Raw genomic sequence first — 18741 nt, forward strand, 5'->3', positions numbered from 1 at the left:
CGACAACAGCCCTGATCAGCCCCTTTGCTGCCAGCAGCCACTGGCACGATGTGCGTACTCCGTGAAACCTCGTTACCGACGGGTACCCAAAAGGTTTCGCGGGTCGTACGCTCACGCCCATGACGGACTCGCAGGCTCCCGCCCAGGGCACGAACGACACGCACGGCACGACCGACACCGGCACCGGCACCAACCCCATCGCTCCGGCGCCCGCGGGCGTGCGTACCGCGGCGGATGTGGTCACGCCCGAGCTGGTCGCCCAGCTCACCCGTGACGTCGTCGGCTCGGGGCGGACCGCCAACCACACGCCGTTCACCGGCGAGAAGCTGGCGGACCTGCCGGAGTCCACGCCCGAGGACGTGGAGCTCGCCTTCAAGGCCGCCCGCGCCGCGCAGCGCGCCTGGGAGGCGACGCCGGTCCGCAAGCGCGCCGCGGTCCTGCTGCGCTTCCACGACCTGGTGCTGCAGCGGCAGGCCGAAGTCCTCGACCTGATCCAGCTGGAGACCGGCAAGGCCCGGCTGCACGCCCATGAGGAGGTGCAGGCCGTCGCCGTCGCCGCCCGGCACTACGGCCGCAAGGCCGCCTCGTACCTGCGTCCGCGCAGCCACACCGGGGCCGTGCCGACGCTCACGAAGGTCGTCGAGAACCGGGTGCCGCGCGGGGTCGTCGGCCAGATCGCGCCGTGGAACTACCCGTTCGAGCTGTCGGTCGGCGACGCCCTGCCCGCGTTCGTCTCCGGCAACGCCGTCGTGATGAAGCCCGACACCGAGACCTGCCTGACCGCCCTGTGGGCCCGCGACCTGCTGATCGAGGCGGGCCTGCCGGCCGAGGTGTTCCAGGTCGTGCTCGGCGAAGGCCCGGTCGTGGGACCGGAGTTGGTCAAGCACGCCGACTACGTCTCGTTCACCGGCTCCACCCGCACCGGCCGCGAGGTCGCCCAGGGCGCCGCCGCCCGCCTCGTCGGGGTGTCGCTCGAACTCGGCGGCAAGAACGCCATGCTGGTCCTGAAGGACGCCGACGTCGACAAGGCCGCCGCCGGCGCCGTCCGCGCCTGCTTCTCGTCCGCGGGCCAACTCTGCATCTCCATCGAGCGGTTGTACGTCCACGAGTCGATCGCCGACGAGTTCGTGGCCCGCTTCGCCGCCCGCACCCGCGCCATGCGCCTCGGTACGTCCCTCGCGTACGGCGCCGACATGGGGTCGCTCGTCGGTGAGCGGCAGCTGGAGACCGTGAAGCGGCACGTCGAGGAGGCCGTCGCCAAGGGCGCCACGCTCGTCGCGGGCGGCAAGGCCCGCCCGGACATCGGCCCGTACTTCTACGAGCCGACCATCCTCGACGGCGTCGAGGCCCCGATGGCCGTCTGCCACGAGGAGACCTTCGGCCCGGTCGTCTCCATCTACCGCTTCAGCGACGAGGAGGAGGCGATCGAGCTCGCCAACTCCACGTCGTACGGCCTGAATTCCTCGGTGTGGACGAAGGACGGCCGCCGTGGCCGCGCCGTCGCCGCCCGGCTGCGCACCGGCACGGTCAACGTCAACGAGGGCTACGCCCCGGCGTACGGCAGCGTGCAGTCGCCGATGGGCGGCATGAAGGACTCCGGCCTCGGCCGCCGGCACGGCTCCGAGGGCATCCTCAAGTACACCGAGGCGCAGACCGTGGCCACCCAGCGGATCATGCCGATGGCCCCGTCCTTCGGCATGGACGACGAGAAGTACGCGGCGTTCATGAGCCGCAGCCTGCGCGCGATGAAGGCCTTCCGCCTGCGCTGACCCACCCCTGGGCCCTGTCTTCAATCTCCCGTCTGCCCCGCGGCTGACCCGCACGTTTCTACGGAGGTACCGGTGTCACAGGACGAGTGTGTCCAGAGCTCTGTCCAGAACCAGGCGGAGCGGGACGAGCCCTACGACTACGACGTGGTCGTCGTGGGCTCCGGCTTCGGCGGCAGCGTCACCGCGCTGCGCCTGACCGAGAAGGGCTACCGCGTCGGCGTCCTGGAGGCCGGCCGCCGCTTCACCCGCGAGGAGCTGCCGAAGAGCTCCTGGGACCTGAAGAACTACCTCTGGGCCCCGGCCCTCGGCCTGTACGGCATCCAGCGCATCCATCTGCTCGGCAACGTGATGGTGCTCGCCGGCGCGGGCGTCGGCGGCGGCTCCCTGAACTACGCCAACACCCTGTACGTGCCGCCCGCGCCCTTCTTCAACGACCCGCAGTGGCGCGACATCACCGACTGGCAGGAGGAGTTGAAGCCGTACTACGACCAGGCCCAGCGGATGCTCGGCGTGCGGCTCAACCCGACGATGACGCCGTCCGACGTCCACCTGAAGGCGACGGCCCAGGCGATGGGCGTCGGCGACTCCTTCCACATGGCGCCGGTCGGCGTGTTCTACGGCGACGGCAAGGACGCCACCGGTGCCGCGAAGGCCGAGCCGGGCGGCGAGGTGCCCGACCCGTACTTCGGCGGCGCGGGCCCGTCCCGCAAGGCCTGCACCGAGTGCGGCGAGTGCATGACGGGCTGCCGGCACGGCGCGAAGAACACCCTGAACGAGAACTATCTGCACCTCGCCGAGCAGGCGGGCGCGACCATCCACCCGATGACCTCGGTCGTCTCGGTCACCGAGGACTCCCGCGGCGGCTTCGCCGTGGCCACGCTGCCGACGAACGACAAGCGCAAGGGCAAGGGCCGGGTGTTCCGCGCCGAACGCGTCGTCATCGCGGCCGGTACGTACGGCACGCAGACGCTGCTGCACCGCATGAAGGACACCGGCCTGCTGCCGCGTATCTCGGACCGGCTCGGCGATCTGACCCGCACCAACTCCGAGGCCCTGGTGGGCGCGCTGACCGACAACCGGCGCTACAAGAAGCGGCACGGCGTCGCCAAGGTGGACTTCACGAAGGGCGTCGCGATCACGTCGTCCATCCACCCGGACGGCGACACCCACATCGAGCCGGTGCGCTACGGCAAGGGCTCGAACGCCATGGGCGGCCTGACGATTCTTCAAGTCCCTTACAGCTCAAGGCGGGTGGCGGCCTGGCTCGCCAACTCGGCCCGGCATCCGATCCAGTCGATCCGCTCGCTGTCCAACCGGCGCTGGTCGGAGCGGACCATCATCGGCCTGGTCATGCAGTCCCTGGACAACTCCCTGACCACGTACCGCAAGGAAAAGGGCCTCGGCAAGGGCTTGTTGACGGCACGTCAGGGCCACGGCGCGCCCAACCCGAACCAGATCGAGGCGGCGACGAAGGCGGCCTCGCTGCTTGCCGAGGAGATCAACGGCTTCGCCGGGTCCAACATCGGCGAGTTGATGGGCACCCCGCTCACCGCGCACTTCCTCGGCGGCTGCCCGATCGGCGCGGACCCGGCGAGCGGTGTCATCGACCCGTACCACCGCCTGTACGGGCACCCCGGGATCTCCGTCGTCGACGGCGCCGCGGTCTCCGCGAACCTCGGCGTGAACCCGTCCCTGACGATCACCGCGCAGGCCGAGCGCGCCATGTCGTTCTGGCCGAACAAGGGCGAGGAGGACCGACGCCCGGCCCAGGGCGGCGCGTACGAGCGCCTCGCCGCCGTCGAGCCCAAGTCCCCGGCGGTCCCCGCGGACGCCTTCGGCGCGCTGAAGCTCCCGTTCCTCGACATACCGGCGGTCCCCCCGAAGAAGTAGCCGGACCACCCCGCCCGCAGGCGCGTACGTACCAAGGACAAGGGACCTGCACCCCCCTCCGAGTGCAGGTCCCTTGCCGTATGCGGGGTTCGGCGCTGTTACGCGACCGCGCCCTCACTCCGGCGGCGCTTGACGGCGAAGACGACGCCCGCGCCGGCGACGAGCGTGATGCCGCCGATCATGCCGATGGTCGGCAGGGCCGAGCTCGAACCGGTCTCGGCGAGGCTGCCGGTGACCTTGGCGGCCTTGTCCTTGCTGGGCTTCTCGGCCGGAACCGGAACCTTGCCGCCTTCCTGCGGCTTGGTGCCCTCGGTCGGGGTGCCCGAGCCGACGATCTGGAACTTGTACGCGACCTGGCCGAAGCCGATGCACTCGGCGTCCTCGTCGCTGTACACGCTGCCGCCGAGCGAGAAGCCGACGCCGACCGGGGCGCTCTGCTTGACGTTCAGGCGCAGCGGGATGTCGACCTGGTACTCGGGCTCCAGGGAGTCCGTCCAGCCGACGAAGCCGGCGGTGTGGCCGTCGGTGCCGATCTGCTCCCAGGCGCCCGTCTCCGGGTTGAGGGCCTGCAGCTCGACCTGACGGGTCTTGAAGATGTTCTCGCCCTCCTTGTCGGCGGACGCACCGGCGACGAAGAAGAGGTCCTTGACGGTCGTGTCGGAGTTGTTCGCGACCGTCATCTTGAACTTGTGCCAGCCGGAGCCGCGGGCGATCTTGCCGGGCAGGCCCTTGATGTCGACGTCGACCTTGGAGTCGGCGCACTCGGACGGCTCGGTCGGCTCGTCGGTGGGCTCCTCGGTCTCCGACTCGGTCGGCTCCGGGGCCGACTCGGAGGCGGTCGCGGTCGGCTTCTCCTCCGGCTCGGTCGGCTCGGGCTCACCGGGGGTGGTCGCGGTGGGCTCCTCGCTCGGGGCCGTCGTCTCCGACTCGGTCGGCTCGGGGTCGGTCGGCTCGGTCGGCTCGGCCGTCTCGGTCGGCTCGGTGCCGGGCGAGGTCTCCGTGACGGCGGAGGGCTCGTCGGTCGCGAACGCGGCCGGCGCGGAGAGGAGCGCGAGCGGGGCTATGACTGCCGTAGCGGCCGCGGTGGCCATGACACGGCGAAGCTTCATGAAGACCTCGGAAAGTCCGGCGTACCGCTCGTGCGGTACGGAGGTGGAGAGGCCTCCGCGGTGGGGCGCGGGTGTGGCCGTTGATACGCATGCATGACCTGTGAAGCGGGGGAATGGTTGCACGCGAACTCACAGGATCTTTATGTGGCCTGGATCACGTCCGGGTCGTGCAACTCGGGGGCCCTTCGGCTGGTCATCTGTCTGCCGTCGCCGAGTGGTCGACGGTGTGCGGGCGGAGAACTCGATCGCCGCCGACGAGCCGAAAGCTGGGAAAAGTTGAAGAGTCGTATGTCGAGGGTGGTGGCCGCCGCGTCGTTCGTGGCCGTCCTGGGGCTCACCGCCGCGTGCGGGGGCGGGGCCGACGGCAAGGGGGCCGACAAGCCCGCGGCGGACAGCGGCAGCTCGGCGTCCGGTGAGGGCAAGGGCAGGGGCGAGGGCGGCGCGGAAGGCGCGCAGGACAAGGGCGCGCCCGCGCTGACCGCGGCCCAGCTGGAGAAGGCGCTGCTCTCCGGGGACGACGTCAAGGGCCTGATGTTCGAGAAGATCCCGGAGAAGGACTACCCGAAGCCGGAGGAGATCCCGGACGCGGGCCCGTGCGACCCGCTGGTGCGGATGGTGACGTTCAGCACCGAGCCGGAGGCCGAGGCCCGGGTCGCCGCGGGCGGCATGGACGCCAAGTTCACCGCGCTGTCGTCGGTGGCGCTGTTCGCGCACGAGCAGTCCGACGCGGAGAAGATCCTCGGCGACGTGCGCGAGGCCCTGGACGACTGCGAGAAGTTCGAGGCCGCGGACACCGGCTACAGCGGCATCGAGGCCAAGCCGGCCCCGAAGGCGGGCGACGAGTCGGTCGCGTACGCGCTGACCGGGGAGTCGGACGGGGAGTCGGGCGCGATCGCGTTCACCGTGGTCCGCAGCGGCTCGACCGTGCTGACCTTCTACACGGCGAACATGCAGGGCGATGACGCGACCGAGGTGCCGAAGGCCGTCGTGGACGCGCAGCTCGCCAAGCTGGAGAAGACCGCGGGCTGAGCCTCGGCGCCGAGCGCACGACGAAGGGCCCCGCAGAGTGCGAGCTGCGGGGCCCTTCGCTGACAGCACCGACGTCAGGGCAGCGTCGGTGCCGTGGGGCGGCGCCGGGGGGTGCGCCGCTGGTTTCGGGGTGCCGGTCGGCGACCCGGCGCACAGGGGGCGCTCAAGTGGTCTCGACCAATGGCAATTCAATTGTGGATCTCGGCGCCTGGTGGAGCGCCTGTGAGGCATCGTGCTGGATGAGCCGGGGACCGCGCAACCGTTTCGGCCAATACTGGCCACGGCCGTCGGACCGTCGGCCGGCTCCGGGCGTCCCCGGAGCCGGCCGATCTTCCCTCGTGACCGGGCTGCTGTCCCCTGCCGACCGGTCACATCTGGAGCGAGGTCCCACGACGCCGGCACCATCCGTACGTCTCATCGCTCCAGCGGAGCCACGCGTGGTTCTTACGGGCCCGCCCCTGGCTGGCACGGACATCGGGACCAACGAAGCCCGCCGCGCACCGGTCACGCGCCGTACGGGTGAGGTCGCACCCGAACTCAGGTCCGCCCGAACGCCGTTGCGCCGCGCGGGTCCTGCCAGGGGTGTGCTCAGACCCGGCCGCGGCACAGTTCGAGGAGCGTCATCGCGAGCGCGGTGCCGGGCTTGCCGAGGGCGTCGCTGTAGTGGCCGAGGATCTCCATCTCGCGGGAGAGGTTCACGCGCCGGCCGCCCGACGCGATCCGGGACTCCTGGATCACGGCCGAGACGGCCATGCGTTCCCGTACGAGGCCGATGATCCGGTCGTCGAGCGCGTCGATGCGCTCCCGCTCGCTGCCGATCAGCTCGGCGGCCTCCACGGTGTGCGCACCGGTCCGCTCGGCGTTCTGCCCGGCGTTCTGTCCGGCGTTCTGCGCGGCGGCGGGGGCCGGAACGGCGGGGGCGGTCGTGGCGGTGGTGAGGGTCGTCATGGTCGGGGCTCCGGTTCTCGTGGTCGAGGGGGCGCGCCCCGGGGGAGAAGGCCCCGGAAACGACAGACGCCCCGGAGCCTTGTCGGCCCGGGGCGCCTGGGAAGTCGCTTCAGTGGATCAAGCAGCACGACCATGGCAGCCGGTGGGCCGGATGCCATAGGTAAACGCGAAGTACGCGGCGGTCTGCTGGGTCACGGGGACAGTATTGCCGTACGCACGCACACCCGGTCAAGGCGGGCCGGGCCCGGGTTCGGATGGTGAGACGAAGAGGCACTCCCGCGCGCCGTTAGAATCGACAAGTAGAGCCCCCCTCCCCACCGCCGGAAGGCCCGCAGTGCCAGCAGTGTCTTCACCTTCGTCAGCTGCCGCCCCCGACACCGTCCTGGTCGTCGACTTCGGTGCGCAGTACGCCCAGCTCATCGCCCGCCGCGTGCGGGAGGCCCGGGTCTACAGCGAGATCGTCCCGAGCACCATGCCGGTGGCCGAGATGCTCGCCAAGAAGCCCGCGGCGATCATCCTCTCCGGCGGCCCCTCGTCGGTGTACGCGGAGGGCGCCCCGCGCCTCGACCGCTCCCTCTTCGAGGCCGGCGTCCCCGTCTTCGGCATGTGCTACGGCTTCCAGCTGATGGCCCAGACCCTGGGCGGCACCGTCGACGACAACGGCGCCCGCGAGTACGGCCGCACGCCGCTGCACGTCTCGAAGGCCGGCTCGACCCTGTTCGAGGGCACCCCGGTCGAGCAGTCCGTGTGGATGTCGCACGGCGACGCCTGCTCCGCCGCCCCCGAGGGCTTCACCGTCTCGGCGTCCACGGACGTCGTGCCGGTCGCGGCCTTCGAGAACGACGAGAAGAAGCTGTACGGCGTGCAGTACCACCCCGAGGTGATGCACTCCACGCACGGTCAGCAGGTCCTGGAGCACTTCCTCTACCGCGGCGCGGGCATCGAGCCGAACTGGACCACGGGCAACGTCATCGACGAGCAGGTCGAGGCGATCCGCGCCCAGGTCGGCGACAAGCGCGCGATCTGCGGCCTCTCCGGCGGCGTCGACTCCGCGGTCGCCGCGGCGCTCGTGCAGAAGGCCATCGGCTCGCAGCTCACCTGCGTGTACGTCGACCACGGCCTGATGCGCAAGGGCGAGACCGAGCAGGTCGAGAAGGACTTCGTCGCCGCGACCGGCGCGAACCTCAAGGTCGTCGACGCGAGCGAGCGGTTCCTGAACGCGCTCGCCGGGGTCAGCGACCCCGAGGAGAAGCGCAAGATCATCGGCCGCGAGTTCATCCGCGTCTTCGAGCAGGCCCAGCTGGAGATCCTCCAGGAGGACGGCCCCGAGGTCGCCTTCCTCGTGCAGGGCACGCTCTACCCGGACGTCGTCGAGTCCGGCGGCGGCACCGGCACCGCCAACATCAAGTCCCACCACAACGTGGGCGGCCTTCCCGACGACATCGAGTTCGAGCTCGTCGAGCCGCTGCGCAAGCTGTTCAAGGACGAGGTCCGGATGGTCGGCCAGGAGCTCGGCCTGCCCGAGGAGATCGTCCAGCGCCAGCCGTTCCCCGGCCCTGGCCTCGGCATCCGCATCGTCGGCGAGGTCACCAAGGACCGGCTCGACCTGCTGCGCGAGGCCGACGCCATCGCCCGCGAGGAGCTGACCGCCGCCGGCCTCGACAGCGAGATCTGGCAGTGCCCGGTCGTCCTCCTCGCCGACGTCCGCTCGGTGGGCGTGCAGGGCGACGGCCGGACGTACGGCCACCCGATCGTGCTGCGCCCGGTCTCGTCCGAGGACGCCATGACGGCCGACTGGACGCGCATGCCGTACGACGTCCTGGCGCGGATCTCCACCCGGATCACCAACGAGGTGGCCGATGTGAACCGCGTCGTCCTCGACGTCACGAGCAAGCCGCCGGGCACCATCGAGTGGGAGTGACCCCCACCGCCTGAACGGCAGAGAGCCCCTCACGTCCGCCTGACGGTACGGAGGGGCTCTCCGGGTTTCCAGATCTGTACGGCCAGATACCGCTCGTCCTCGATGAACGTCCGTACCACCTCGGTCAGTTCGGCGCGGAAGAGGTGGAACGCGTCCGGGTCCGGGGGCTCGACCTGCCGCGTGTAGCGGGCGCGGTCCTCCGGCTCGTGGACCTCGACGGCGCGGCCCGCGACGCGTACGTCGCCGCCGCCCATGTCCTGGCCCGCGCCCGGGTTGGCCTGCAGCGCGAAGCGGGGGTCGCGGCGCAGGTCGTGCGCCTTCAGCGAGCCGGGCATCATGCCGAGCCACAACTCGCCGTCCAGGAACCGGACTTCGAGGCCGCTGGTGCGCGGCGAGCCGTCCTTGCGGAGCGTGGCCAGGACGTGGTGGGTGAACGCGCCGAAGCGTTCCTCGACGGTCGCGGCGAGCTCGGGTTCGGCGGTGGCGAAGGCTTCCCAGGTGCGGTTCGGGGTGAGCGTCATGCGGCCAGTGTGGCCGGGATACCCGACACCTTCTGTCGGACATCCCGGCCGTTCTGCCTTACGCCTGCGCCAGCGCAGGTGCTGTCGCTCGCCGCGGTTCAGCGCAGGTACGTGCCGAAGGCCGCGCCCGGCGCCGGGGCCCCGATGTCGCCCGGGTTCACCGCGTACGTGCCGGAGAGCCCCAGGCGCAGCCAGACCGCACCCGAGCCCTGGCCCGCCGCCGTGTCCTCGTCCGGGGCGCCCGCGACCGGGCCGAGGCCCGCGGGCAGCGCGACCGAGGCGCCGAAGCGGTCGCCCGCCTCCGCGACGCCGGGCACGCCCGCCGTGTCCTGGTGGTAGGCCTTGGCGCCGGAGCCGGTCAGGCCGGAGGCGCCGCCCTTGAGCAGCACCACGGACCCCGCGTCCTTCCCGCCGCCGGCCGCGCCCGCCAGGTCCTCGTACGGCACGCCGGCCGCGATGTCCGCGTAGCCGTCACCGTTCGCGTCGCCCGCGGCCAGCGCGTACCCGAACTGGTCGCCGTCCTCGCTCGCGCCGGGCACGCCCGCCGAGTTCTGGGTGAGGGTCGTGGTGCGGGTCGTCGAGGGCCCGGACGCGGTGCCGTACAGGACCTTGATCGTGCCCGCGTCGTACGGCAGGTTCTCCACCACGCCGCCGGGCACGGTACGGATCACCAGGTCGCCGCGGCCGTCCTTGTCGACGTCGCCGATGGTGGCCGCGGCCGCGTCGGGCAGGGACTTGGCGGTGGTCGCGAGGCCGCTCGCGGTGCCGGCCCAGAACTGGCTCGACTCCGACATCTCCTCGAAGGCGTGCGTCGTCACCAGGTCGTCCCGGCCGTCGCCGGTGATGTCGCCCGCGACCATGCCGGTGGGCTCGAAGGTGCGGCCGGTGGCCAGGCCGGCGGTGCGTGCCGGGGCGCCGTCGCGCTCGAACGGGCCGTACAGCATCCGCAGTTGACCCCATTCGGCGTCCGGGTCGCTGTCGCGGGCGACCAGGTCGGCGTGGCCGTCTCCGTCGAAGTCGCCCTCGGTGAGCGGGAATCCGCCGGCGCGGGCGGTCGCGGGCAGCGGGGTGCCCTGTGCGCTGAGCCCCTGCGCCGAGCCCCAGTGGACGACGACGCTGCTGCGGTCCTGGACCGCCAGGTCGGTGTGCCCGTCGCCGTCGAGGTCCCGCGCGGCCGTGGCCCCGCCGAACGCCGCGCCGCCCGCCGGGGAGGCCGCGGTGAGCGTCTGGTCGCGGCCCCCGCCGTACACCACCGAGACGTACCCGGCGCGCTCCTGGCCCCCGACCGTGGCGGACGGGGCGGCGGAGACGAGGTCGGTGCGGCCGTCGCCGTCGAAGTCCGCCCGCGGCTGGGTGCCTATGGGGGCGGCAGCGGCGGGAGCGGCCGCGGCCGGGGCGGCGAGGGCGAGGGGCGCGGTGAGCAGGGCGGCGGCCAGGGCACAGCCGGCGGCCAGGGTGTGGGGGCGGTGGCGCACGGATCCTCCTGTGGAACGTGTGGTCTGCCCAGGCAGACCTCCGAGGGGGCCACACGGTTGTGCGCCCGGTCCCGGCGAGCTGTGGCTGCGCACTCTTTTCACAGGACGCCCCTGGTCACTTCGGTTGACCGACGGTAACTTCCGCCCCGTACACCAGGAATGGAGGGACGACATGCCCGCGCCCACGCCGATACCCGTCGACCAGCTGCAGTTCGCGCTGCCGCCCGTGCACGAGACCGTCGAGGACGAGCGCAGGCACCGCAAGGAACGGCTCGCGGGCGCCCTGCGCCTCTTCGGCCGCTTCGGGTACGAGGACGGCGTATCGGGTCATATCACCGCCCGGGACCCGGAGTTCACCGACTGCTACTGGGTCAACCCCTTCGGCATGCCCTTCAAGCACATCACCGTCAGCGACCTCCTCCTGGTCGATGGCGCGGGCCAGGTGCTCGACGGCCGCCATCACGTCAACCAGGCCGCGATCACCGTGCACGCGCAGGTGCACGAGGCCCGGCCGGACGTCGTCGCCGTCGCCCACTGCCACTCCCTGCGCGGCCGCGCCCTCTCCGCGCTCGGCGAGCTCCTCGACCCGATCACGCAGGAGGCCTGCGCGTTCTACGAGGACCACGCGCTGTACGACGCCGCCACGCTCGCCGCCGTCGACGCGGACGAGGGCCGCCGGATCGCCGCCGCCCTCGGCGGGCGCAAGGCGGCCGTCCTGCGCAACCACGGGCTGCTCACCGTGGGCGACTCGGTCGACGCGGCCGCCTGGTGGTTCATCTCCATGGAGCGGTCCTGCCAGGTCCAGCTGGAGGCGCGCGCCGCCGGCCGCCCCGTCCTCATCGGCCACAAGGACGCGGTCGCGCTGCGCGAACAGTTGGGTACGGATCTGGTGGCGTGGATCAACTACCAGCCGCTGTGGCAGGACATCAGCCGGGGCGAGCCGGATCTGCTGTCGTAGTCGGCGGTCGGCGGTCGTCGGTCGGCGGTCGTCGGTCGTCGGTCGGCGGTGGGCGGTCGGCGGTGGGTGTCAGCTCATCGGCAGTCGGTGTCTTTCGCCTCGGCGAAGATCGAGTCAACATCGCGCCGCGTCTCTCACCCCCTCTGACCTGACAAGGCGCCCCCGAGGCCTGCGTGGTGCGGCACAATTCCCCATCGATTCAAGGGTGTTGGCGGTCAAGAGGATCGTTGGAGTGATGGGGAGCGCACGTGGCAGTGCAAGTGACGGAGAAGGGGGCGCACGACGGCGGCTGCGCCTGCGGTGACTGCCCGCATGGGGCGCGCACCGGACATCGACGCGCCGTCGCCGAATTCCTCGCCCAGCGCGACAAGTTGGCCTCCGGCGATGGGCTGCCCGCCGCCCTCGCCCACTCGCCCGCCGCCTCCCGGCAGTGGGCCTCCGACGCCCTCACCCAGTCCGCGGCCGTCGTCGCCGAGCGCGGCCGCGCCGAGGGCCGGGCCTGGCTGCGGCAGATGTGGCGGCGCACCCTGATCGCGGTCGGGGCCGCCTGCGCGCTGTTCCTGCTCGCCCAGACGCTCACCGCCATCGGCTCCGGCTGGACGGCCGCCCGCACCGCCGGCGCCCTCGCCGCCGCCCTCACCGGCGGCGCCCTGCTCGTCGTCGGCCGCGCCCACCAGGCGCACGGCGGGGTTCTCGCGCCCCTCGTCGGCGAGGACAACCGGCTCTCCACCTCCCGTGCCGTCGCCGCCGCCTGGCTGTTCCTGACCGGCTTCACCGTCCTCGTCCTCGCCCTCCGCCTCGCCCTCGCGGACACCGCCCGGGAACGCTCCGCCCTGCTCGAAGGCCTCCAACTCGGCGCGGGCAGCGGCCTGTTGACCGTCGTCGCCGTCGTCTCCGGCATCGCCGTCCTGGTGCGCCGCATCGTCGTCGTACGCGTCCAGGCGCAGCGGCTCCAGAAGGTGCCCGCCGACCGGCCCCGCATCTCCGACCTGGTCACCGACGACGCGGGCCGCGGCAGCTTCACCGACGTGAGCTACGTCCTCGTCAGCGCCGGCGCCCTCGCCTTCGCCGCCGTGCGTTTCGCCCGCGAGCCCGGCCGCCTTCCCGATCTGCCGTGGGGGCTCGGCCTGTTGGTGCTCGTCTCGGCCGGCACGTACCTCGCGGGCAAGCTCACCGAGGGCGGGCGGCCCGTGATCCTGTCCGTGGTGCGCGCCCGCGAGCCCGGCGACCTGGACGCGCCCGTCCGCACCGGCGACGACATCGAGATCCGCGGCGCCGGTTTCGTACCGCCCGGCGCGGGCGCCCCGGACCGGCTCGCCCGCGTCGTCGTCCGCGTGGGACCGGTGCACGTCCACGTCCCGCTCGTTCCGGTTCCGGGCGGCTTCACCAATCCCACCGACTCGGTACTCACCGTTCCGGTCCCCGTGGACATCCCGCCCGGCCGCGTGGAAGTGCAGGTCATCACCGCGGCCGGAGTGGAGAGCAACCGCTGCGTCGTCGAGGTGACCGACTGACGTCGCCCCACCGGAACGCTCCGTTCGGCTCCAGGTACTGGTGACACGCGCCCTTCTGCCGTACGTATGGACTGTTGGCGGATCAACGAGAGGCGGCGGGCACCATGGCGCACGGCATGCGAAGCGACCCGTACATCGCACGAGCCGACGGCAACAGCCTGAAGGCGACCCTCACCCGGCACGCTCTCCTCCCTCTGCGGATCTTCCTCGGCGTCACCTTCATCTACGCCGGTCTCGACAAGCTCACCGACGCCACCTTCATGTCCGCCTCCGGCTCCGGTTCCATCGCCGAGACCATGGAAGGCGTCCGCGACTCGTCGGCGATCCCGGCCCTCGTGGACCTCGCCCTGAAGAGCCCGCTCGGCTTCGGGTACGCCATCGGCATCGGCGAACTCGCCGTCGGCATCGGCACGTTGGTCGGCCTCCTCACCCGGCTCGCCGCACTCGGCGGCGCGCTGATCTCGCTGAGCCTGTGGCTGACGGTGAGCTGGGCCGTCGAGCCGTACTACTACGGCAACGACCTCGCCTACCTGATGGCCTGGCTGCCGCTCGTCCTCGCGGGCGCCCCGACGTTCTCCCTGGACGCCCTGCTGCGCGAGCGACGACGCCGCATCCCGTAGGCCACGGCGGCCACGACCGCCGCGACGAACAGTCCGCCGCACACCAGCGGGATCAGCACGAACCAGGCGACGTGCCACGCCCCGGTCGCGTCCCCCGCGTAGGCCACGCCCGCGGCTAGCAGGACGATCCCGGCGACGAACCTGCCCGGCTGAAACTCGTGCAGCAGCTTGCGGGACGGGGGCTGGGCTCGCTGGTCGAGGCTGTCGGCGTGGCTGCCGTCGTCGTACGGGTCGACGTTGTCCGTGCCTCTCTGGTCGTCGTGCGGGGCGGGGCTGTCCGTGCCTCCCTGGTCGTCGTGCGGGGCGGGGCCGTCGAGGCGCCTCCGGTCGTCGGGCCGGGTGACTTCGGCGGGGGGTCTCGGATCGTCGTGCGGGCGTCCCTCGTCGGGGCGTGCCTGCTCGCCGTGCCGGCCCGCCGTGTCGGGGCCTGTCCGTTCGTCGTGCGGGTTCACGTCGTCGTGGCCTCGCTGTTCCTCGTGCGGGTCCGGGCCGTCGAGTCGGCGGTCCTCCTCGTCAGGTCGTCTCACGTCTCACCTCCGCCTGGCCCACGCCGACTTCGAGTCTCAGCTCGACCGTGCCCGCCTCCGGTGTGCCCTCGGGCGGTCTGAGCGTGGTCGTGCGGTCCTGGCCGGGCGCCACGTCCACGTCGTCGGCCGCCTCGCCGGGCAACCGGATGTCGCCGACGCCCACTTCGGCCCGCAGCCGCACCGTCACGTCCTTCGGCACGAGGACGACCGCACGGCCCGCCCCGACCTGCGCGGACGTCGACACGGACTGGCCCTTGCGCAGTTCGAGTCCGCTGAGGTCGAGCGTGCCGACGCCCGAGCCCAGTTCGTACTGCGGCCGCAGCTGCGCCGTGCCGGCCGGGCGCCAGTCCGTACGCGTCCAGGTCGTGCCGATGTTCTCCGGCAGCACCGTCGCCACCGCGAGCAGGCCCGCCGTGAGTACCGCGAGGACGATCGAGCCCGCGCCCGTCCGCCCGAGGAACGCGCTCACCGCGATGCCCAGGCCGAACACGGCGAGCGCGCACGCCAGGCCGGCCTGCAGGCTCAGGCCGAGCGAACCGGCGCCGCCGTTCCCGTCCCACGTGAGACCCGTGCCGAGCGCTCCCGCGACCAGGGCGAGCAGGAACGTCCAGCCGCCGATCCAGCGCGGCCCGCGCGGCTTGGGCTCGGGCGGCCGCGGTGGCGCCCACGGGCCGTGCTTGCTCCGCCAGTCGAGCCCCAGGGCACCGGACCGGAACAGATCGCCGTCGCGTTCCCCCGAGACGTAGTCGATCGGGCCCCATCTGTACCCCGGGCTGTCTCCGCGCTTGCCGTCCTTGTCGACGGGGTCCCGCCACCACGACGCGATCGTGGCGATCGGCGGGGCCTGGGCCTCCGGCGGGGCGTCGGCGACCGCCTGGGCGGTGACCGGGTCGGGGTCGGTGGCGCGGCGGGCCTGCGACCAGTACGCCGTGCCCGCCAGGAGCAGCGAGAGCATCGCGGCGAAGGTCAGCACCCCGGCGTTGTTCAGCATCGACAGGAAGATGGCGCAGCCGACGAGCGCGAAGAGCAGAGCGGACAGCCCGGCGCCGGAGACGCGGCCGGTGAGCAGCTTGCGGCCCTCCGTCTCCTCGTCCCCGTCGACCGGCAGGAACAGCCAGGCGAAGCCGTAGAAGATCAGGCCGAGGCCGCCCGTCACCGCGAGCACGGCGAGGCCGATGCGGAAGATCACCGGGTCCAGGTCGCAGTGTCTTCCCAGACCCGAGCAGACGCCGCCGAGCACGCGGTGCGCCCGCTCACGGCGGAGTACGCGCGGCTCGCTCGGCTCGGCGGGATGCGTCCCGGCCAGGTCCTGATCGTTCATGCGTCCATGGTGCCGGGGCGGGACGGCCCGCGGCAGTCGGGACGACCCTGGTCCGTCCCTGAGATCCGACCCCGAGAGCCTCTCGGGGGCGTGACCGGGAGGCCGCGAGCCCCGGGCGTACGTCCGGGTCGGAGATCAGGGTCGTCTCGGGGACGGACCCTGATGTCTTCCACCGCGCACCGTGTGACCATCGAAGACATGCCGACCGCCGCTCCCGCCACCGAGGACCCGCAGCCGCTGCGCAAGCTCTACCGCAGCGGCGAGGGGCGTTGGCTCGGCGGTGTCGCGCGCGGGCTCGCGGGCCATCTCGGGCTGCCCGTCGTGTGGGTGCGCCTCGTGTTCGTCGGCCTGTTCCTCGCCGACGGCCTGGGGGCGCTGCTGTACGCCGCGTTCTGGTTCTTCGTCCCCCTCGGGGTCGGCGGGGTCGGCGGCGCGGTCGGCGCGGCCGAGCGGCAGCACGCCGTCACCACGGAGGTCGGCCCGGACGGCCGCCGCAGACTGGTCGTACGCAAGGTCGACAAGGGGCAGTTGATCGCCCTGCTCGCGATGGTCGTCGTCGCGATGATCTTCGTGAGCAGCGTCGACGTGAGCGGCCCCGGCAAGGTCTATCTGTGGCCGATCCTGCTCATGGCCGCGGGCGTCGCCCTGGTCTGGCGGCAGGCGGACAACGCCCGCAGGGCCCGCTGGATGGAGGTCGGCCGTCGCAGACGCACCCTCGACCTGGCGCGCACCGCGGCCGGAGTCGTCCTCGTCGGCACCGGAGTCACCGGCATCTTCGTGCTGCAGGGCTCGCTGTCGGACCTCGGCGCGGTGCTGCAGGCCGCGCTGGCCGTCCTGGTGGGGATAGCGCTGCTCGCCGGCCCGTACCTCGTCCGTATGACCCAGGACCTGTCCGAGGAACGGCTGATGCGCATCCGGGCGCAGGAGCGCGCCGAAGTCGCCGCGCACGTGCACGACTCGGTGCTGCACACCCTGACCCTGATCCAGCGGAACGCGGAGAGCCCGGGCGAGGTCCGCAGGCTCGCCCGCGCCCAGGAGCGTGACCTGCGCACCTGGCTCTACAAGCCGGAGGGCACCGGCAAGGAGGACGCGGACGAGCCGGAGAACCTCGCCGACGCGGTGCGCACGGCGGCCGCCGAGGTCGAGGACAAGCACGGCGTGCCGATCGAGGTGGTCGTCGTCGGGGACTGCGAGCTCGACGACAAGCTCACCGCCCAGCTCCAGGCCGCGCGCGAGGCCATGGTCAACGCCGCCAAGTACGGTGGCGAGGGCGGCGCCGTGCAGGTCTTCGCGGAGGTCGAGGGGCGCACGGTGTTCGTCTCGGTGCGCGACCGCGGCCCCGGCTTCGACCTGGACGCGGTGCCCGCGGACCGTATGGGGGTCCGCGAGTCGATCATCGGCCGCATGCAGCGCAACGGCGGTACGGCGCGGCTGCGCGCGGTGCCCGGCGGGGGCACGGAAGTGGAGTTGGAGATGGAGAGGGCGACCACGGCATGAGTGACGCGACCGAACAGACGCAGGGCGAGCCGGAGCGTGAGCCCGGACGCCGGGTCCGGGTCGTCCTCGTCGACGACCACCGGATGTTCCGCGCCGGAGTCCAGGCGGAGATCGGCCGTACGGAGACCACGGGCGTCGAGGTCGTCGGCGAGGCGGCCGACGTGGAGCAGGCCGTCACGGTCATCGAGGCGACGCGGCCCGAGGTCGTGCTGCTCGACGTCCATCTGCCGGGCGGCGGCGGTGTCGAGGTGCTGCGGCGCAGCGCGGCGCTCATGGCGGACCCGGAGAACCCGGTGCGGTTCCTGGCCCTGTCCGTGTCGGACGCGGCCGAGGACGTGATCGGCGTGATCCGCGGCGGGGCGCGGGGCTACGTGACGAAGACGATCACCGGCACGGCGCTGGTGAACTCGATCTTCCGTGTGCAGGAGGGCGATGCGGTGTTCTCGCCGCGGCTGGCCGGCTTCGTGCTCGACGCCTTCGCGTCGACGGACGCCCCGCCGGTCGACGAGGACCTGGACCGCCTCACCCAGCGCGAGCGCGAGGTGCTCCGCCTGATCGCCCGCGGGTACTCGTACAAGGAGATCGCGAAGCAGCTGTTCATCTCCGTGAAGACCGTCGAGTCCCATGTGTCGGCCGTGCTGCGGAAGTTGCAGCTGTCGAACCGGCACGAGCTGACGCGCTGGGCCACGGCGAGGCGGCTGGTCTAGCGCGGCCGCGCCGACGGTGCCGGAGCCGGAGCCGGAGCCGGAGCCGGAGCCGGAGTCGGTCTCGGCCTCTGTCTCGCCGAACTCCCGCGCCCCAGGCGGGAGATGACCCACTGGCGGTGGCCGAACGCCTGGCGTATGCCGAGGAGTCCGGTCACCCAGAGGATCACTCCGCCGCCCATGCCCAGGAACACCTGGAACATCGCGTCCGACCCGGCTGCGGTGGCGGCCGAGACGTAGGAGCTCGCGATGCCGAGCCCGCACAGCACGAACGACAACAGCATCCAGGCCAGGCTCAGGGCAGGGGAGCGCAGCCGCTGGTCGGCGGCCGGGTCGGAGCCCAACTCGGCCCAGGCGTCCAGGAGTTGACGCATCCGTCGCTGTCTGCGGTGCCACATGACGGTGACGACCACGGCCGGGGCGATGATGGCGAGGCCGATCACCGCGACGAACCCGGCCACCAGCACGTCGAGCGGGGAGCCCCCGGACGTCGAGGCCTGCTGCACGGCGCCCGCGACGCCCGACCAGCCGCACAGCGCCAGCAGACCCATCAGCCACAACTGGCCGAGCTGGACGAGGCCGAGGCGACGGCGCCGCAACGCCTCCAACGCCGCACCGCGATCCCGCAGCAGGGCGGCCCGGTCCGGCCACACGCGCAGATGCGGCGGCGGGGGCGGCGGAGGCAGGGGCAGACGGGCCATGGGTGTGAACGTACCGCACGGGCGTTCGCATCCGCAGAGCCTGTGGACAACGCGGAAACGGGCCTGTGGACAACGCCCGACCGGACCCGTGGACACCGCCGAACCGACCGCACGCCCACCGTCGAACCGACCGCACGCCCACCGTCGAACCGCCCGCGCTCCCACCGTCGAACCGCCCGCAAGGCCACTGTCGAACCGGTCACGTGCCCACCGTCGAACCGCCCACACACCCGCTGC

At 72.3% G+C, this 18741-nt stretch carries 16 protein-coding genes; 9 read left to right on the top strand and 7 right to left on the bottom strand.

The features are described from left to right. Positions 1-119: 119 nt before the first annotated feature. A complete protein-coding gene (locus ACIDOF_RS14850; RefSeq protein ID WP_409006297.1) occupies positions 120-1769 on the top strand; it encodes a succinic semialdehyde dehydrogenase in 1650 nt (549 codons plus the stop codon). Positions 1770-1841: 72 nt separating this feature from the next. Continuing rightward, complete coding sequence (locus ACIDOF_RS14855; protein ID WP_409006298.1) at positions 1842-3659, top strand: GMC oxidoreductase; 1818 nt, start codon at positions 1842-1844, stop codon at positions 3657-3659. Positions 3660-3757: 98 nt separating this feature from the next. On the opposite strand, the gene ACIDOF_RS14860 is transcribed toward ACIDOF_RS14855, so the two are convergent. Continuing rightward, positions 3758-4768, bottom strand: a complete 1011-nt coding sequence (locus tag ACIDOF_RS14860; protein WP_409006299.1) for an LPXTG cell wall anchor domain-containing protein — start codon at positions 4766-4768, stop codon at positions 3758-3760. Between the two features lie 288 nt (positions 4769-5056). On the opposite strand from ACIDOF_RS14860, the gene ACIDOF_RS14865 reads away from it, so the two are divergent. Next, entirely contained in the window at positions 5057-5797 is a 741-nt protein-coding gene (locus ACIDOF_RS14865; RefSeq protein ID WP_409006300.1) for a hypothetical protein, read from the top strand. Positions 5798-6385: 588 nt separating this feature from the next. Here ACIDOF_RS14865 and ACIDOF_RS14870 read toward each other — a convergent pair. Further along, positions 6386-6745, bottom strand: coding sequence for a chorismate mutase (locus ACIDOF_RS14870; RefSeq protein WP_409006301.1), 360 nt, complete (start codon positions 6743-6745; stop codon positions 6386-6388). A gap of 343 nt (positions 6746-7088) precedes the next feature. Between ACIDOF_RS14870 and guaA the strand changes: the two genes are divergently transcribed. Then, on the top strand, positions 7089-8666 hold the full coding sequence (gene guaA, locus ACIDOF_RS14875) for a glutamine-hydrolyzing GMP synthase (protein ID WP_409006302.1): 1578 nt from the start codon (positions 7089-7091) through the stop codon (positions 8664-8666). 29 nt (positions 8667-8695) lie between these two features. Here the strand turns inward: guaA and ACIDOF_RS14880 are convergent, their stop codons facing one another. Next, positions 8696-9187, bottom strand: a complete 492-nt coding sequence (locus tag ACIDOF_RS14880) for a pyridoxamine 5'-phosphate oxidase family protein (protein WP_409006303.1) — start codon at positions 9185-9187, stop codon at positions 8696-8698. A 98-nt stretch (positions 9188-9285) separates the two neighbouring features. Next, positions 9286-10662 (bottom strand): FG-GAP and VCBS repeat-containing protein, encoded by a 1377-nt coding sequence (locus ACIDOF_RS14885; protein ID WP_409006304.1) that lies wholly within the window; start codon positions 10660-10662, stop codon positions 9286-9288. Between the two features lie 172 nt (positions 10663-10834). Between ACIDOF_RS14885 and ACIDOF_RS14890 the strand changes: the two genes are divergently transcribed. The 3 genes from ACIDOF_RS14890 to ACIDOF_RS14900 all read left to right on the top strand — a co-directional run bounded on the left by ACIDOF_RS14890 (position 10835) and on the right by ACIDOF_RS14900 (position 13754). Then, on the top strand, positions 10835-11620 hold the full coding sequence (locus tag ACIDOF_RS14890; RefSeq protein WP_409006305.1) for a class II aldolase/adducin family protein: 786 nt from the start codon (positions 10835-10837) through the stop codon (positions 11618-11620). A gap of 248 nt (positions 11621-11868) precedes the next feature. Next, positions 11869-13134: a hypothetical protein gene (locus tag ACIDOF_RS14895; RefSeq protein WP_409006306.1), complete on the top strand. Its 1266-nt coding sequence runs from the start codon at positions 11869-11871 to the stop codon at positions 13132-13134. 116 nt (positions 13135-13250) lie between these two features. Next, entirely contained in the window at positions 13251-13754 is a 504-nt protein-coding gene (locus tag ACIDOF_RS14900; protein WP_409006434.1) for a DoxX family protein, read from the top strand. On the opposite strand, the gene ACIDOF_RS14905 is transcribed toward ACIDOF_RS14900, so the two are convergent. Both ACIDOF_RS14905 and ACIDOF_RS14910 read right to left on the bottom strand, forming a co-directional pair. Further along, positions 13661-14281, bottom strand: a complete 621-nt coding sequence (locus tag ACIDOF_RS14905) for a hypothetical protein (RefSeq protein WP_409006307.1) — start codon at positions 14279-14281, stop codon at positions 13661-13663. The genes ACIDOF_RS14900 and ACIDOF_RS14905 overlap by 94 nt on opposite strands. Beyond that, positions 14268-15602, bottom strand: a complete 1335-nt coding sequence (locus ACIDOF_RS14910) for a PspC domain-containing protein (protein WP_409006308.1) — start codon at positions 15600-15602, stop codon at positions 14268-14270. Before ACIDOF_RS14910 ends, ACIDOF_RS14905 begins: the two co-directional genes overlap by 14 nt. Positions 15603-15764: 162 nt before the next feature. Here ACIDOF_RS14910 and ACIDOF_RS14915 point away from each other — a divergent pair, with 162 nt between their 5' ends. Further along, positions 15765-17099 (top strand): PspC domain-containing protein, encoded by a 1335-nt coding sequence (locus ACIDOF_RS14915; protein ID WP_409006309.1) that lies wholly within the window; start codon positions 15765-15767, stop codon positions 17097-17099. Next, on the top strand, positions 17096-17806 hold the full coding sequence (locus tag ACIDOF_RS14920; protein ID WP_409006310.1) for a LuxR C-terminal-related transcriptional regulator: 711 nt from the start codon (positions 17096-17098) through the stop codon (positions 17804-17806). The genes ACIDOF_RS14915 and ACIDOF_RS14920 overlap by 4 nt, the downstream gene beginning before the upstream one ends. Here ACIDOF_RS14920 and ACIDOF_RS14925 read toward each other — a convergent pair. After that, a complete protein-coding gene (locus tag ACIDOF_RS14925) occupies positions 17803-18504 on the bottom strand; it encodes a hypothetical protein (protein ID WP_409006311.1) in 702 nt (233 codons plus the stop codon). The genes ACIDOF_RS14920 and ACIDOF_RS14925 overlap by 4 nt on opposite strands. Positions 18505-18741 lie beyond the last annotated feature (237 nt).

The organism is Streptomyces sp. Da 82-17 (genome assembly GCF_046098215.1).
Taxonomy (GTDB): Bacteria; Actinomycetota; Actinomycetes; order Streptomycetales; family Streptomycetaceae; genus Streptomyces.